The 15311-nt window shown below is 54.7% G+C and carries 10 protein-coding genes; 3 read left to right on the forward strand and 7 right to left on the reverse strand.

Translation table 11 applies throughout. The annotated features are described in order from the left end of the window. Nucleotides 1-106 precede the first annotated feature (106 nt). A complete protein-coding gene (locus K239x_RS10260) occupies nucleotides 107-553 on the forward strand; it encodes a hypothetical protein (protein ID WP_145417713.1) in 447 nt (148 codons plus the stop codon). Here the strand turns inward: K239x_RS10260 and K239x_RS10265 are convergent. Together K239x_RS10265 and K239x_RS10270 are read right to left on the reverse strand one after the other, a co-directional pair. Further along, nucleotides 538-1347, reverse strand: coding sequence for a hypothetical protein (locus K239x_RS10265; RefSeq protein ID WP_145417714.1), 810 nt, complete (start codon nucleotides 1345-1347; stop codon nucleotides 538-540). The two genes, K239x_RS10260 and K239x_RS10265, sit on opposite strands and share 16 nt — an antisense overlap. A 43-nt stretch (nucleotides 1348-1390) precedes the next feature. Continuing rightward, entirely contained in the window at nucleotides 1391-3088 is a 1698-nt protein-coding gene (locus K239x_RS10270) for a di-heme oxidoredictase family protein (protein WP_145417715.1), read from the reverse strand. Nucleotides 3089-3806: 718 nt separating this feature from the next. On the opposite strand from K239x_RS10270, the gene K239x_RS10275 reads away from it, so the two are divergent. Continuing rightward, complete coding sequence (locus K239x_RS10275) at nucleotides 3807-5408, forward strand: ABC transporter permease (RefSeq protein WP_419189902.1); 1602 nt, start codon at nucleotides 3807-3809, stop codon at nucleotides 5406-5408. Between the two features lie 27 nt (nucleotides 5409-5435). On the opposite strand, the gene K239x_RS10280 is transcribed toward K239x_RS10275, so the two are convergent. From K239x_RS10280 to K239x_RS10300, 5 genes are all read right to left on the reverse strand, one after another. Then, on the reverse strand, nucleotides 5436-5762 hold the full coding sequence (locus K239x_RS10280; protein ID WP_145417716.1) for a hypothetical protein: 327 nt from the start codon (nucleotides 5760-5762) through the stop codon (nucleotides 5436-5438). Between the two features lie 129 nt (nucleotides 5763-5891). Continuing rightward, nucleotides 5892-9254: an AsmA-like C-terminal region-containing protein gene (locus K239x_RS10285; protein ID WP_145417717.1), complete on the reverse strand. Its 3363-nt coding sequence runs from the start codon at nucleotides 9252-9254 to the stop codon at nucleotides 5892-5894. Nucleotides 9255-9373: 119 nt separating this feature from the next. After that, nucleotides 9374-10972, reverse strand: a complete 1599-nt coding sequence (locus tag K239x_RS10290) for a hypothetical protein (protein ID WP_145417718.1) — start codon at nucleotides 10970-10972, stop codon at nucleotides 9374-9376. A gap of 9 nt (nucleotides 10973-10981) precedes the next feature. Next, nucleotides 10982-11938 carry a glycosyltransferase family 2 protein gene (locus tag K239x_RS10295; RefSeq protein WP_145422291.1) on the reverse strand — a complete coding sequence of 319 codons (957 nt, stop codon included), beginning with the start codon at nucleotides 11936-11938 and terminating at the stop codon, nucleotides 10982-10984. A gap of 247 nt (nucleotides 11939-12185) precedes the next feature. Further along, nucleotides 12186-13268, reverse strand: a complete 1083-nt coding sequence (locus tag K239x_RS10300) for a lysylphosphatidylglycerol synthase domain-containing protein (RefSeq protein WP_145417719.1) — start codon at nucleotides 13266-13268, stop codon at nucleotides 12186-12188. Between the two features lie 148 nt (nucleotides 13269-13416). On the opposite strand from K239x_RS10300, the gene K239x_RS10305 reads away from it, so the two are divergent. Then, nucleotides 13417-14994: an AI-2E family transporter gene (locus tag K239x_RS10305; protein ID WP_145417720.1), complete on the forward strand. Its 1578-nt coding sequence runs from the start codon at nucleotides 13417-13419 to the stop codon at nucleotides 14992-14994. Nucleotides 14995-15311: the final 317 nt, after the last annotated feature.

Consider the following 15311-nt stretch of genomic DNA (forward strand, 5'->3'; position numbering starts at 1 on the left):
CGTTTACAATTGGATTCGTTAGCATACCAAATGATTGTGAAAATTTGACGACTGAGATCTTTCAGTGCGTTTGATTCTCCTGGCGATTTAACCCCCTTACTTTATCATGCACCGATTTTCGATGACGTTTTTGTTCGTGGCGGTGGCGCTGTCGGTCTTTGTGACCGGGTGCAATGATGAACAGCAGGCCGAAGTCGCAATGCGGCGATCGTGTTTGAGTCGATTGGGCGAAAATTACCAACAGTTCTACACCGAGAAAAAGCAGACTCCCTCCAACATCGAGGAGTTCTCCCGCTTTGTCGAAGCGAATGCTAAGACCGACGACAAGATTGCCAGCGAGTTGACCAAGCGGATGGCTGAAGGCGATTTGATCGTGTTTTGGAACGCGACTTTATCGGCAGACGGATCGAGCGACAGAAATCACGTGTTGGCGTTTGAGGCGACTTGCCCGGGTAATGGCGGCTACATGGTGACTGTCGGCGGGCTGGTGGATCATGTGACGGCCAAGGAGTTTGGCACGATGACAGAAGTCGAGCATCAGGATCCGTCTTGATGGGTTGATTGCGAATTTGGTGATTGCATTGTTTGCTGCGTTGTTTTCCACGTGACGACTGCGGCGCAGACCAGCCCCGAAGTCAGGATGATCGCTAGGTTGATTAGCATGGCCAGGCGAAGATCGCCAGCGCCGGTTCCAAAGCTGTTGTAAACGATCCAGCCGGTGATTTGGAAGTTGAAATACAGTCCTGCGGTCACTGCAATCCCAAAGGCTCGGACGGGGCCATCGTAAAAAACAGCCAGCGTGATCATCAATGCGAACAGCAGCGTACCCAACCCGTTGAAAACGTAGATCGGTAGGGTGGATCCGCGCACCGGGACGACGCTGACAAGTGCCACGACCGCCAGGTAGCCGATGGTCGTGTAGATCAGCAGGGAGACGAAGGCACGCTTGTTTTTGGACAGCGTAACTGTGCTGCCACTCATGCTGTCTGCGATGGCTGGAAAACGGTAGGCGACCACGATGGCGATACCGCCCGCGAGCATCACAAACATCGAAAGCCGATTTACAAAACCGGCAAGTGTTTCGCCCAATGTGTTGGCGCGAAAGTTACTGACTGCGATCCCGGAAAGTAGCAGGATTAGCAGTCCGCCCAGCAACCCCCATGCACCATAGTACCGGAGGCGTGGAAGGTAGGGGAGTTCCTTGGCGATTCGAGAGGCGCGCGCAGCGGGTTTGCCAAATTTCTTCCTGGACGTGGAAGCGGCGTTTTCATTGGCGGTTGCGTCTGACGAATAGTCACGGTCAAGCGGATGGATTTCGTAGAGTTCTTCTTCGTCCATCAATGCCATGCCACGTTTAAGGTTGAAAGTTTGTTTTGGCCACAGGCGTTGGCTAGCTGGCAGGTTCAGGGGCATTCTGCGGAGCCACCATCGTGTTTAGGAATGCGACAACGGCGCGTCGGTCTCGGACGGACAAGTTCAGAAACCGATCACGCGTCGGGGCGCCTTCGCCTTCGTGCATCATGATCGCTTCGAGCAACGTTTCGGCGCGACCATCGTGCATGTAAGGCGCCGAGTCACGAACACCCCATAGCGGCGGAGTTCGCCATTCCTGGGCGACATTCGTACCTTTCATAAAGAGCCTCAAGCCCCTGTTTTGAGTGGCGATGACGGTCGTTTTCTTGCCTCGCAATTTGTCTGTCTTGTCGTCGTCTTCGCTGGAGAAGGAAACCTTCTGGAGTAGAGAGCCATCGTTTTTTTCGACTATGTAGCGTTCGGCAAACCGCCAGTTTGAGTCTTGTACGATGTAGCCGATACTGTCGCGGGTGCCTGTTCGTGGCGTGTACGTATAAGAAGTGCGACCCGCAGCAGCAGCCATTTGAATTAATCTTCTCCGCCCATAATACCCACTGGCAGCAGCACTCCTACTCTCTGACCCCGTCATGATTCTGGATCGATTGGGAATGCTTGTGGAGTAATTCTCGAATGGCTGGACTTGGTAGATGTATGGTTCGGCAGGATTCAAATCGAAACTGTCTTTTCCCATGTCATGTAGTAACAGGTCGCTATAAAGTCCCTTTGCTGGTCCAACGTTCGGCACGTGACACGCAGCACAACCCACAGCGGCAAAGACTTTTTCACCACGCACGACTAAGTCACGGACGGCTTGGTCATTTGGGAGCTTTCGTTCGGGGGCTGGAAGTGACGCGACAAAAACGGTCATCGCTTGAATCTGAGCGTCGCTAATGTCGGGAGCCGGGTTTCGGTATTCGGCGAGCGTCGGGTCGGCTGGCTGCGGTATTCGGCTAGTCTGCAGCCCAACCTCGGCTGCGCAAGCGTTGTCGTTGAATTCCAACAAAGTGGCGATGTTTCCCCGCCAACCAAAGCGTCCAAAACGTCCATCGGATAACGTTGCAACTCGGCCACTGATCTCTGGATTGCGTTCCTGCATCCTAGCCAGTGCGTCTAACGTTTTTCCATTGACGCGATCAATCAAACCAACGCCAAACAGAGGAGTCGTATTGCGTTGGAACAATCGTGCACGAATCGAAACATTGTATTCGCCATGTTGGGCGTTATACAAAATGGGCGTCGCGTTGGCGTATTGAACTTCGGAAGCGGAAACAGGACCGCCTGCTTCGCTGAATTTGGCTAGAGAATTCTCCGTCAGAAGTTTTCTGGCTTGTCTAAACTTGGCGGTTCCTCCGTGATGCTGAACTGCGAAGGTGTCAGCGACTCCGCCGTTTACGTTAACAAAGCCTGGACTGAACTCCCGAACAGCCGAAGTGATGATATCGGGGATGATTCCACCGCCAGTGATGTGCATCTCTTCAATACCAAACGTCATGGCATTGAACTTGGCTTCGCCCGCGCCGCCGACACCACCTTGGTTATGACACGCAATACAGGATTTGCCGTTGAATAGGGGCCCCAGTCCATCGCTGCCAAGCGATGGATTTGTCGCTGGCCATTCACGTTCAAAAAGAGCGCGGCCCTGATTGATCATCTCCGGAGAGGCTGAATGTCCAGTGCCCGTCAAAAAACAGGACGCTATTAAACACATCAACGGCGAAACGCGAAACAGATTCATGGACGGTGCCCTCTAGCGACGTGGTTGTAGAAAAGTCGAAAAGCCATCGAAGCGTGCGGGTCAGTCTAAGGTGTCCGTGAAGGTAGAGTCAAGAAAATGAGCGATTGGATGCACGGCAACATAATAGCGGAGCTTGAGGGAGCTTTGAAATCCCCAGACGCCACGCCTCGCCCGGGAGTCTACCGACGGTCAGGTCCGTTGGCTGCCGGGAATTGCGTTGCTGCGGCTTCTCGCTCCGGGTCGGGGTCTTTGGGTGGGGGATGATTAAAGAGCATTGGTGAGACGGACTAAGAGTAAAGTCGACTTTGATAAGGCCAATGGTTTTTGAGTCGTTCGTGGCTTTTGGCGGGACTCCATGCGGTTTCGGGAATGGGTGACGTTTGCGGGGTTGGTTTCGCTTTTGGATCGACAGTCGATGCGATCGAATTTTCAGCAAGACGTTTCCTGAAGGCTAGGCTGGCCAGGCGAAGCGATCTTTGAAAAGGCGAAGCGATCTTTGAAACTGTGTGTTACGAAAACGTCGTGGCATGATGAACACGGGCAGTCACTCGTTTTGCAAGGCCACGCGGCTGGTGGTTTAATACGTTTGGGGCGGATCCGAACTCTGATTTGATCACTGAGCCCAGCTTGGTGGGAGCCATGTGAGAGTTTCTTGGTGATTAGCGATGTGGTAGTTTGTTGGCGTGATGCATCAGTGATCTCGACCGGCGAATTTTTTATGGCAACCGCTACCGACTCTGCCGAGTCCCCCGACGTTTTGGTATCGAAGACGGCTGGCGATTGGTGGTCACGTATTGACGATTGGTGCGAGCGCATTGGGGATGCGGTCAATCCGATTTTGGTCAAAGAAACGCGGCAGGCACTGAAGAGTCGGCAGTTTTTGGTGACGTTTTCGATGCTGTTGTTTGCTGCGTTGGCGTGGACGATCGCAGGCAGTCTGATGATCATGCCGCAGATCTACACTTCGCCGTCCGCGCCCCGCATGCTGATTGGCTATTACGTCGTACTGGCGATCCCGTTGCTGTTAGTGGTGCCGCTGGCGGCCTACCGTTCGCTGGAAATCGAGATCGACGATGGCACACTTGAGCTGCTGTCGATAACGTCGCTCAGCCCTTGGCAAATTGTGCTTGGCAAACTGGCTAGTGCGACATTGCAGATGGTCTTGTACTTCGTCGCGTTGTTGCCCTGCGTGGCTTACGCGTACACGTTGCGCGGGGTGGATTTGCCCACGACATTTTTGATGGTTGCGATTCTGGTCGTGGCGGCCTTGCTATTGACGATTGTCGCCCTGTTCTTTGCACCGCTTGCGCGCGGACGGACCGGACGGATCGCAAATCTGTTGGCAGTGCTTTTGATTTTGCTTGTCAGCGAGTACTGCGTGGGCGCGATGGTGATTTATATGTTGCTGGAGGGAAATCCTATGCCAGCCGGTGTGACGGGGTTTCTGTTTGTGGCGACCGTTTTGTTGTCGGTCTGCATCGGACACCTTCTGTTAACGGCGACCGCCGCGCAGTTGACGCCGGAGACGGAGAATCGATCGACGCCGCTACGAGTTTCTTTGCTGGTACTGACAGCCGTGACGATTGGTTTGGCGGCTTATGCGATGCAGATGGAAGATGAAGACATTGCGATCGGTACGTTTCTTTGTTTTGCGGTAGCGTTGTCCGCGATCTGGACATTGAGCGCCAGCATGATGGTGGCAGAATCGTCGACGATGACTCCAAGGATACGACGCGAACTGCCCAGTAGTTTTTTGGCACGTTGCACATTGACTTGGTTGACGCCCGGGCCTGCGACCGGATTGGTCTTTGCCTGTGGCGTCATAATTTTGGGCGGCGTTTTCGTGATCGTCGGATTCGAGGCGCTGGGGCGATGGCACGGCGGCAACATCGGCGGCTTTGGTCGTGCCAGGACCATGATACGGCAGTGGACTTCATTGTACGTGGGTTACACAATCGCGTTTTTGGTTTTGGAGCGAGTCATCGTTGCACTCGTGCGTTTGCGTAGCAATCCTCGTGTTGAGTTTGGGATCGCGGTGTTTGTGGTCGTCGCGGTCATGTCATCGCTGGCCCCTTACGCCATCGCAATGCACGCAAACGACTATCGAAACTTTGACTACTCGCGATGGCAGATCACGAACTGGGCCTGGACGTTTGGCGAAGTCGTGCAGGGGCGATTAACCCAGGGCGACGAGTCAATCATTCTGACGATGGCAGCCGCGATGTTCGCGATTTGTTTGTTTGCCATGCCCAGTACCGTTCTGCCTCGCAAGATCGCCACGCCCAAACGTGTTGAAGAAGAGATGGCGAAGACGGTTTGATACAGGTCTGCCGGGAAGCCACGGAGATTAGGCTTCGTAGTCAAGTCGCGATGGTTGAGGTGCGTCAGTCGCCGGATCCGAATTTGTTTCCTTGCTGACCGAAAGGTCCAGTTCGTCTTTTGTGTCGGCATCGCGGTTGCTGCCGCTACGTTTGCGCATTTGGCGTCCATCGCCTCCACGCTGATCGGCGCGGCCACCTTCGTTAATGTCGGCGGTTGCCGCGGCATCATCCAACCGAATCGCGTCGGCTGCGTGGCGCGTTGACTCGGTCCCAGAGGCTTCGGCACTCGCACGACTTGCGGCGACCGGAGTGCCTGCGACGGACGCTGCAGCATGGTTGGGTTGGATGTTCAAGGCAACGCGATGTAGTGGGAGGGTTAGCGTATGACGATCAGAAATGGGCGACGGTTTCTTGCCGGGCGCTTAGCTGCGATGAATGACGCTGTCAGCTGTGGTGAATGACGCTGTTGATCGGCGTGATGGTCATCGTTGACTAGAGACACCAGGGAGAATTCGGGACAGGGTCTGTCCCACGCTATCACGCGAGCTTCGGTGAACGGTGGGCGAATCGAGTGAGCCGCGGACATCGACGGTCCACAGGGTGTAGTTCTGTTTACGCAGCGGCCGCAGAATGTGTGTGACCGCGTTGTGGGGGCTGACTTGGGTGTTGAAAGTCAGGTCCAGTTCACGCCGTCGGTCCAGGGTGCCGCCGCCGCGCAAGGCAACCAGGTCGCCCCAGAGTTTGAGGTCGTCGAAGTTGATTTTGTCTTCCATCAACGAAAATTCGACATCCGCATCGGTGAAAGCGACATCTTCGGTCGCTTTGATCCGTAGCAAGTTCAACAGCTGAGCCAGCAGAGGCAGTTGGTACAGGTTGGCACCAAATACGCGAGCGGAACCTTTGCCTTTGAGCAGATCGGTCGTGCCCAGTATGCCTTCGATGTTGGCCTGGCCATTGATCGAACCGGTCAGTTCATTTCGTCCTTTGCCAAGTTCGGCTAGCAGGTCGGGAACTTTGCCATTGTTCAGTGCGAGCGACACATCGAAAGCTCCGTTCGTCAAGACAACGTCACCGGCCAGTTCGACATCGCCACCGAAAAGATGCCCGCGTATTTTGCGATTGTCGCTTTGGGCGTTTGATGCGGTGGGTAGTGAAGTGCTTGTCGCGGAGGCCTGAGGATTGAAGCCAAGTCGCAAGCGTTCGCCGACGACTGAGTAGGGACCCTTGATGTTGGTGACTTGGAGATCGTTGATGTGCATCGAATCAATATCAACGTCGCCGTGGGCGCGTACCAACTGTCCGTCGTAATCGCCTTTTGCCCACAGCTCGCCTCGCAGGTCGTGGACGGGCCCGACATCTCCTATTTGATTTCCTTCCAGCTGCAGTACCACGTCCCAGTCGACCGTCGGCTGGGCATGATCGGTGTCTGCCAGCAGCAAACTAACAGGCCCGCGGATGCTGACGGGGCGTCGCAGCTGCAGTTGATACATCGCGTTTTGCATCTGTGCGGGCAAGGCTGCGATCAGCTCAGCGTCCGGCGCAATTCGGCTGCCGCCATCGATGCCTAAGGAAAGTTTCCATCGGCCTTGTGCGTTTGGATCGCAACTGCCACTGGCTGACAACCGTGTCGCGCCGTGTTTGGCGCGGATCGAATGAATGGCAACGCGTTCGCCGTCGTAATTGACGCTGGCGTTGGAAATATCCAATCGATACGGCAAGCTTGGCGGCTGGATCGTCAGCGTGCGATTGTCAGCTGGGGCTGATTCGATTTCTGTACCGGTGATGTTAAGTCCAAGTGGTGTGCCTGAACCATTGTGAGTGACTTTGACGGCCAGCTGATCCAGAACGCCGCCTGGTGAAATCCCGTCCCAGATAAATTGAGCGGACGGTGGCAGCGAGGCTCGCAGCGATTCGTCCATCGGGATGTTCTTGGCCAGAAAGTCTAGCTGCAGACGAGATGGCAAGAGTGGTGGTGTCGCGTGCGGCTGGAGCGTCCGAAGCGGTGTCTGGTTGGTATTTGCCGGATGCAGTGGGGCAGTGGCTGGCATCCGGTAGTTGCCTTCGCAAGTGACTTGGCCCGCGTTGGCATTGGAACCTTGAAATCCGGTCAGTATCACGTCGTCGTTTTGAACGTGAATGTCGCCCGATACGTTGTATAGCGGGTACGCGAATTGTGAGTAGCGAATGTGTCCGTCGGCGACGCGCAGATCGATTTCACGCTGCGTGACACCATCGATCCCGGTCGAAAATTTGGCGTTGGTCAAATGGACCGAACCACGCGGATTGAGTGAACGAACAAACGATTCTAGCTTTGAATTGGTCGATCCACGATGCGAAAGGGCTTGCAGCAGTGTGCTATCGATCGCGATAGGGCCTTCGGTGGCAACGGCAAACCATTTTTCGCTGACGAGATTGCGATTGGTTGGCATTCTGAATTTGCAGCGCAAACGCCGTCCGCCGACGCGTCCATCAATCGCTTCTGCGTACGCAATCGAATCACGGACCGAAATGCGTCCGACAAGTTGTTCGACCGGATAGGGAAACTTTGCGTAGCGGACATCGACGCCTTTGCAATCGATCGTGGCGTTGGTGACCCAGCGACCATCGCGATAAAACAAGTTTGCGTCCACGACGTCGATTTGGCCATTGGGCTGCAAGTTATCCCAGCCATTTCGCATCGTAGGCGGAATCGATTTGGCCAGTCGATCGTCAAGTTGCAATCCGGTGATCGATGCGTTGAAGGAAGCCGCTTCGGGCCACTGGTAGCGTGCAATGTCACCCTTGATGACACGGCACACCGCGGAACCGCAGAGTCCTTGCACACCTTGGACGGTCAATCCGCTTGGCTGACAAATCACTAGTCCGCTAAGACCCGTGATGGGCTGTGGCAGTGCGGGATGCTCGAATCGTCCTTGCCGGAGCGAAGCGGTTAGGCGGTAGTCGGTTTGACGGGCGGTGTTGCCGGCGGTATTGCCGGCGGTATTGCCGGGCGAGTCCTGCGAAGCCGGCGCTATCTGACTTGATTGTTCTGGCTGATGACGGAGATCCAAGGACAGATCGCAAAGACAGCTTAGGCCGCGTGCTTGCTGGAGTGGTTGCCGAAATTGCGGGGGAAGGCAATCTAAAAGCTGAGGTCCGATTTTTGCGTTGTCGATTTTGCCAACGAGCGAAAGACCGTTTTTCGAACCCTGTGCTTTGACGGAAATCGACCCAAAAATGTTGGACGTGCCGCGCAGTGAAAACGTTTGCGATGCCGCGACCGCTTCGACGATCTGTCCATCGACCGTTGTCGTGCGAGGTGTTTGCTGTTTGTTGACCAGAATCACTTTGGAGAGATCGACTTCGATTGGTGCCGAACTGCCGGTCAGGTCCAGCAACCGCAGGTTTCCACCGAGTATTTCGACCCGAGGTGCTGCCGGTCCCATCACTGGCAATGGCCAAAGCTGAGCCAGTGACAGGGTTCCGTCAGGCGTCAACCATGTTTGTGCCGTGAGGCCTTCGACGACGACGCGGCGGGTGACCAGTGGGTTCTGCTTTTCGAGCAGTTTCTTTGCGTTGGTATCCGCAAAGATTGTGAGTCGTTTGATGCCCACGATTTCGCGAGCTTCGCTGGTCGTAAATCCCCAGGACGTCGTGGTGTTGGGCGCGGTGGGATCGGAGATCCGAAGGTCTTCAAAAATCAGTCCCACCGATGGCGAATACCGTCCGCGGCCAACCGAGACTTCGTACTGAGGGTAGTGTTTTTGAAGCGTCTTTTGGACATGTCGTCGAGCCTGTTCGCCGATAGTCTGCGGGGCGATCGACTGCACGATCACGGCCATCGCCGCCAAGAAAAGCGCAAGCATCAGCCATCGGGACAAACGACCCGTTGGGCGTTGCTGGCGTTCGGCTTCCGTGCCGGTCAAAAAGAGGTCTCGCTGGCGTCAGGCGGGCAGGCGTCTATCGGATATTACGAGCGGACTCGTTAACCTATCCAGCCCAAAAACGACCAGAACTGATAGATCCACGGTGATTGCCAAGGAGAATCCAGAGCGAAGGATACCGAAAACACGCTGCACCCCAGCAAAGCTAGCAAGAGGAATCGTTGTTTGATGTATTCCGCGGCGTCATCCATGATGGGTGCCATGGCTGTTAACCACAGCGGCGAAAACCACAGCATCCAGCGAAAGCATGCGCTTACACCTCCGTAGTTGCGGTCGATTTCGGGGCGCAAGACGTAGAAAAGCATGCAAACGATCGTGGCGATTCCGGTAGCCGCAACGAAGCGTCGGTAGTCCCGCGGGCCGCGATTCAATCCGTCAATCAATCCTAGCGGAGCGAGCAACCAAATTGGACTGATCGAAAAAATACCGTAGTAGCCAAACGTCATGTTCACCAAATACAGCAGCCGAGACGGTTCGCCCAAATCAACGCCTTTGCGATTGCCATCATTCCAATAGCTTCCAGGGTAGTCGTACCAATCGTCCCAATGATGAATCGTCGACGTATTAGATTTCAGGTCACTGATCAAAGCGAATAACTGATGCGAATCGGTTTCGATGATGGCACGATTCGCTTCGCCCGAAGGCCTGATGTCAATCGACGTCCCCGGTTGGATCAGTCCTTTTTCGGTCAGAGTCTGTTGAATCTGTTCGGTCGGCCAAACTTTTAATAATTCGACCGAGCCGATTTCAGCTCCATTGCCACGGTGCGCATACGCTGGGCGAAACGTTGAGTGGGCAGCGTAATTGCTTCCAAAAAACGCAGCGGCAACTAGCAAGGCGCCCAACGCGAACGGAACAATGGCTTTTTGCGAAAGTCGATAAACCAGCCCGCCCCAGAGCACCAACATGCAAAGTGCGGGGAGTTCATTTGCCGCTGTAAAAGCCGCTGCGACCCCACCGAGCATCCAAAAGTCGAACGGCATGTCACGCAAATGAAACGCGTCCGTGTCGTCCAGTTTTTCGGCGGCTTTGAAATACAAGTAAATCATCAGACCGGTAAACGCTGCGGCGGGCAGATGATTGTTCAGCGAAATGGCAAACGCAGTCAGCATCGTTCCAAAGCAAACGCAGGTGGCAGCGAACCGGCGAGACCAATCGCCGCGGCCTACCATTTCGATCGACCAAATCGAACTCCAGCAGAATAAATACAGCAGTGGCAGATTGACTAGCAATAAAATCAATCGCGGCACATAGATCGGTTGCTCGGACATCGTCAGGCCAAACACATTGTGTGCGACCCAATAGACGCCAGCGACCATCGTCGGAAACAACGGTGGCTTGCTGCTGTAAAAATGCTGTTCACCGTCAGCGCCTCGGTGCCGAACCATGTCGATGGTGTACCAAGGGCGGCGGTTCTTTTTGTTTTTGTAGTTTACGAATCGATCGATTTCGTACGTGCCATCTTCGACCAGCGATGCGACAGTGCACCAGCGACTGCGATCATTTGCACTTAAGAATGCCGTGTCACCTTCGCGGCTCGTGACGCTGCAAATCCGTCCCGCCGTCAAGCACATCACGACCAGGAGGCAGAGATGATAAAATGTACGGCGATTTTCTCGCTTGTCTTCGTGTTTTCGCATGTTGCTGGTCTAGGTCCTGGGCGAATCGTCGGCAGGCTCGCGTCCGACTCGCTGAGCAATGCTGAAAGGCGTATTGGATTGCCGCGTTAACGACACGATCAATTCAGCGACCAGCCCCGACAACAACAACTGTGCGCCCAAGAGCACCGCCAAAATGCAGTAGTAGAAAACTGCTCGCTTGTGCAGTTCGACATCATCCAATGGATCTTCATTTAAGTGCGTCATCACTCGAATGAACGTGAGATAGACAATGCCCAGTCCACCGGCCGCAAAGCAGCCCAGTCCAATTGAGCCCACCAAGTGCAGAGGGCGTCGTCCGAAAGACGTCAAGAAATAGATCGTTAGTAGATCCAAGAATCCTTTGATCAATCGCGATACGCCGTACTTGGATTGTCCGAATTCGCGAGCATGATGTTCGACTTCGATCTCGCCGACTTTCCATCCGTGCGACGCAGCCAAGACGGGGACGAAGCGGTGGTGTTCGCCGTACAGCTTGACTTGGTCAAATACTTCGCGGCGATAGGCTTTGAAACCACAGTTGTGATCATGCAGTTTGACGCCGGTCGTGCGACTGACCAACCAATTGAAGACGCGGCTGGGAAGAACTTTGTGCCAAGGGTCATGGCGAACCCGTTTCCAACCGCTGACAACGTCAAAACCCTCGTCCAGTTTGCCCAAGAATTTTGGGATCTCTTTGGGGTCGTCCTGAAGATCGGCGTCCATCGTCAACACGATTTCGCCATTGGCCGCTTCGAAACCGGCTGCCAGTGCGGCCGCTTTGCCAAAGTTGCGACGAAAACGAATTCCTTCGGTTCCATCGTGTTCGCCAGCCAAGCGTTCGATGATTTGCCAGGTTCCGTCTTGGGACCCGTCGTCGACAAAGATGACTTGATGTTCCAGCGAGTTGTCTTGGCAAACGCTGATGACTTGTTTCAGCAGCGTTTCGACAGTCTCGCTTTCGTCCATCGTCGGGATCACGAACGAAATGCGTCGGTTAGCCACGATCAGACCGTACTGGGGGGAACAGGTGATACTGCTTCATCCGAGCGATCGCTCGGTCAAACCACTCGAGAAAGTGAGTATGGTTTGTTCACCCAGGGGGGGCCACCCTTTGCTATCCAGCTGGGCAGGTAATCAGTCAAATTCTGGCCAACGCACCGTCAAATGCCGAATCGTTTCGTGAAGAAGAAACGAATTTCGCGATTGGGTAATTTTATCTGGATTGTCGGCGCAGCCAGTACCACGCAATGGCCGCGCAAATCGCTTCGACCACAATGAACATCAATCGAGCCGCGATCGCTGCCAGCAGGGCATGAGCAACGCCAACCGCTGTCGCCAAGATCGTCGTCAACACTAATTCTCGGACGCCCGCGCCGCCGGGCAACAGCGAACCGAACCCGACGACCATGGCCAGTGCAATTGCTGCTGTTGATACCGTGTAGAGCATCAGCAGTGTCGGCGGATCGACGGCCGATACGTTTGCATCCAGATCAGGAACAAACGGAATGGCGGTGACCAAAGCGGTAAACGACGCGCCGATCAGGATCCAGGAGGCAAGCGAAAATACCCAGCCGAACAAAAAGTACTTGGTTGCGAGATGGCCTGATGTGGTTTCGCTATTGATCTGTGACGTGTCGGTTTTGGCAAATCTCGCGGCGATCCGCGTGATGATGGGCGGTATCGTTGGAACACTTGCCGCGACGGCCACACCGGTCGCTGAACCGATCATCCAAGTCGGGACGTCCAGCCAACAAATGACAAAACAAGCGACGGTCGCGCCGACTGCCATCATCAGCAGAGTTTCCATAAAAACTGCGACGGTAGCGCGTACCGGCGATACCTTGTCACGCGACAACGCACCGGCACGCAACACAATCACCATCGCTTTGCCAGGCACATACTTTCCCGCGTGGCCAATCAACTGCGCCGCCACCGAAGTGCTCAACCGCGGGTTGTCGCCGAGCGATCGCAGTGCCTGTTGGAGGACAAATCCGGGCAGCACAATGCCGATCGCGTACAACACCGCCGCGAGTAGGATTCGGATCCAGCGTAGATTTTCGAGCGACGGAAGGCTGGCTGCCAAGGCATCGCGACGCTGCTGCAAATCGCGCCGACGCGGTGGATCCGATTCCGCTTCGATCGACTGATCCAGTTCGGCGATGGCTGTTTGGACAATTTGCTTTTGTTCTTGCCATTGGTCCACCGCCTTGCTTGCTGCCCAGGTGAGCCCGATTGCGACCAGGATGGCGATCAGCCACTTGGCGATAAGGATGAGCGTCTTGCGAGGCAGCGGCATGAGAGTCCTGAGTTGTTGCAATCGTTTGCCTAGCTTAACCGGATGGACGTCCTTAGTCTGTTCATCCGCTGGCAGATCGACCAGAATTCCCGCGGCGGCAAATCTGGATTGTCGCGGCTTTTTCAATCATTTCGCGACGAGCATCAAGATGGCAAGGAACAAGAAGAAGTCTTCGACGAAAGCCGGCGGAGATTCGGAGGCTGCATCCGACGCGTCGAAAACGAAAGCGTCCAACACCCCAGGCCGGCCCACGTCGTTCTTCGATACCGATGCTGCGATATCAAGTCTGTTTGCGCAGTTGCCGTCTTTGTCGCGAATCATGTCGGTGGTGATGCTTATTTTTGGCATCGTGACTGTCGGCATTTTGTTTTACCGAGTGATGGCGGTTTTTTTTGTGCCGCTGTTTATGGCCGCTGCTCTGGTCGTGATTTTTCACCCCGTATTTGAATGGCTGGTCAAACGGTTTGGCAATCGCCCACGCACCGCAGCGGTGGCGACCACGCTGTTGATCCTGCTGATGGTTTTGATGCCGATTTTGGCGTTGCTCTCCGTCGCAGCAACTCAGTTCACCGCGATGGTCAGCCAAGCGGATTTCAACGATCTAACGGACGCCGTGGATCGAGCGAGAAATCAGTTTGGGTTGTCGCTGGAGCATCCCGAACAGTTTCGACGGCTGGACCAATTGGCCGATAGTTTGGACAGCCCGGAAACCTCCAAGCAGGCTTTGGCGGAGATCGCCGAATCCAAAGAATTGCTGACGTACCTTCAGGCGGATGTCGCCGGGCCGATAACGGCGGAGGCAAAGGCTGATTTTGCTCAGGAACGATTGAATGAATTTGCCGCAGCGGTGACAGCCAGCGAAGAGAATCTGGAATCAAAAACATTGCAGTCACTTGTCGACGACAAAGATCTGTTTCACCGGCAAGGTGTCGTTGCTTCGGCATCGATCCGCGCTTGGATGCACAGCAAGCTGGGAGGTTCGTTTCGATCTCAGTTGCGGTTGTTGGCAAACCCAAGCGAATCTGAATTTGCGAGTTTGCTTCGTCGAAGCCGCGAAAGCCTTCAGCCGCGGTTCGTCAAATTGACCAGCGCGACGGGTACGATTCTGCTGAAGTCGGGCATTGGGTTGGTAATCTTGATTATCTCGGCATACTTTTTTCTGGTCGATGGTCCCGCGATGATTCGGACGCTGATGCGATTGAGCCCGCTGGATGACAACTACGAACGACGACTATTGCTTGAGTTTGACAAGACCAGCCGAGCGGTCGTGTTGGCGAGTATCGCCAGCGCCGTCGCCCAGGGCTTGTTGGCGGCGATTGCGTTTTATTTTTGCGGCTTGCAGTCGATCGTCTTGCTGTTTTTGATCACCTGCTTGATGGCGTTGATTCCTTTCTTGGGAGCCGCATCGGTCTGGATTCCGTGTGCGATCTATGTGGGCGCTGTCGATCAACGTTGGGGCGTGGCAGCATTTCTAGCGATCTACGGTGCTTTGGTGGTTTCGTCGATTGACAACGTCATCAAAGCCTATGTTTTGCAAGGCCACTCACAGATTCATCCGCTGTTGGCGCTGCTAAGTGTGCTTGGTGGAATCCAAGTGTTTGGTCCGATCGGAATTTTGGTCGGCCCGATGGTGGTCGTGTTCTTGCAAACGCTTTTAGAAATCCTAAACCATGAACTGGGGACGGGAAGTGCAGTGGACACAGAGACCGACAATGCACCGGTTTAGCTGACCAGCCTTCAGACGAAAGCAATCGGTTCGCGGCGAGCAAGTTTTCGATTTATAAAGTAGCCACAACGAATTGGCTTGTTCATTGCTCTGCGTATTTGCAAGGCCTGTTCAGACGCATTTTCCGGCCGTACTTGTATTTCCGATTGCGACCGAATGGTGCATCCGAACGTTGGCACCGGAGCAAGTGATGAACTAGAATCATCGCGACTACAGCAGCGACTGTCGTGCGAGATGGACTATCAAGTGCCCCAGTTAGATGCCCCAATCAAACGACCAAATTGAACAGCAAAGAGGCTACGGCGAATGAGACCACC

This window comes from Stieleria marina, assembly GCA_007741555.1.
GTDB lineage: Bacteria > Planctomycetota > Planctomycetia > Pirellulales > Pirellulaceae > K23-9.

Bases quoted from the DNA above. Each gene is read 5' to 3' on its own strand.
- K239x_RS10260 (WP_145417713.1), top strand. From the start codon at position 107: ATGCACCGATTTTCGATGACGTTTTTGTTCGTGGCGGTGGCGCTGTCG.
- K239x_RS10265 (WP_145417714.1), bottom strand. From the start codon at position 1,347: ATGGCATTGATGGACGAAGAAGAACTCTACGAAATCCATCCGCTTGAC.
- K239x_RS10270 (WP_145417715.1), bottom strand. From the start codon at position 3,088: ATGAATCTGTTTCGCGTTTCGCCGTTGATGTGTTTAATAGCGTCCTGT.
- K239x_RS10275 (WP_419189902.1), top strand. From the start codon at position 3,807: ATGGCAACCGCTACCGACTCTGCCGAGTCCCCCGACGTTTTGGTATCG.
- K239x_RS10285 (WP_145417717.1), bottom strand. From the start codon at position 9,254: ATGCTTGCGCTTTTCTTGGCGGCGATGGCCGTGATCGTGCAGTCGATC.
- K239x_RS10290 (WP_145417718.1), bottom strand. From the start codon at position 10,972: ATGCGAAAACACGAAGACAAGCGAGAAAATCGCCGTACATTTTATCAT.
- K239x_RS10295 (WP_145422291.1), bottom strand. From the start codon at position 11,938: ATGGACGAAAGCGAGACTGTCGAAACGCTGCTGAAACAAGTCATCAGC.
- K239x_RS10300 (WP_145417719.1), bottom strand. From the start codon at position 13,268: ATGCCGCTGCCTCGCAAGACGCTCATCCTTATCGCCAAGTGGCTGATC.
- K239x_RS10305 (WP_145417720.1), top strand. From the start codon at position 13,417: ATGGCAAGGAACAAGAAGAAGTCTTCGACGAAAGCCGGCGGAGATTCG.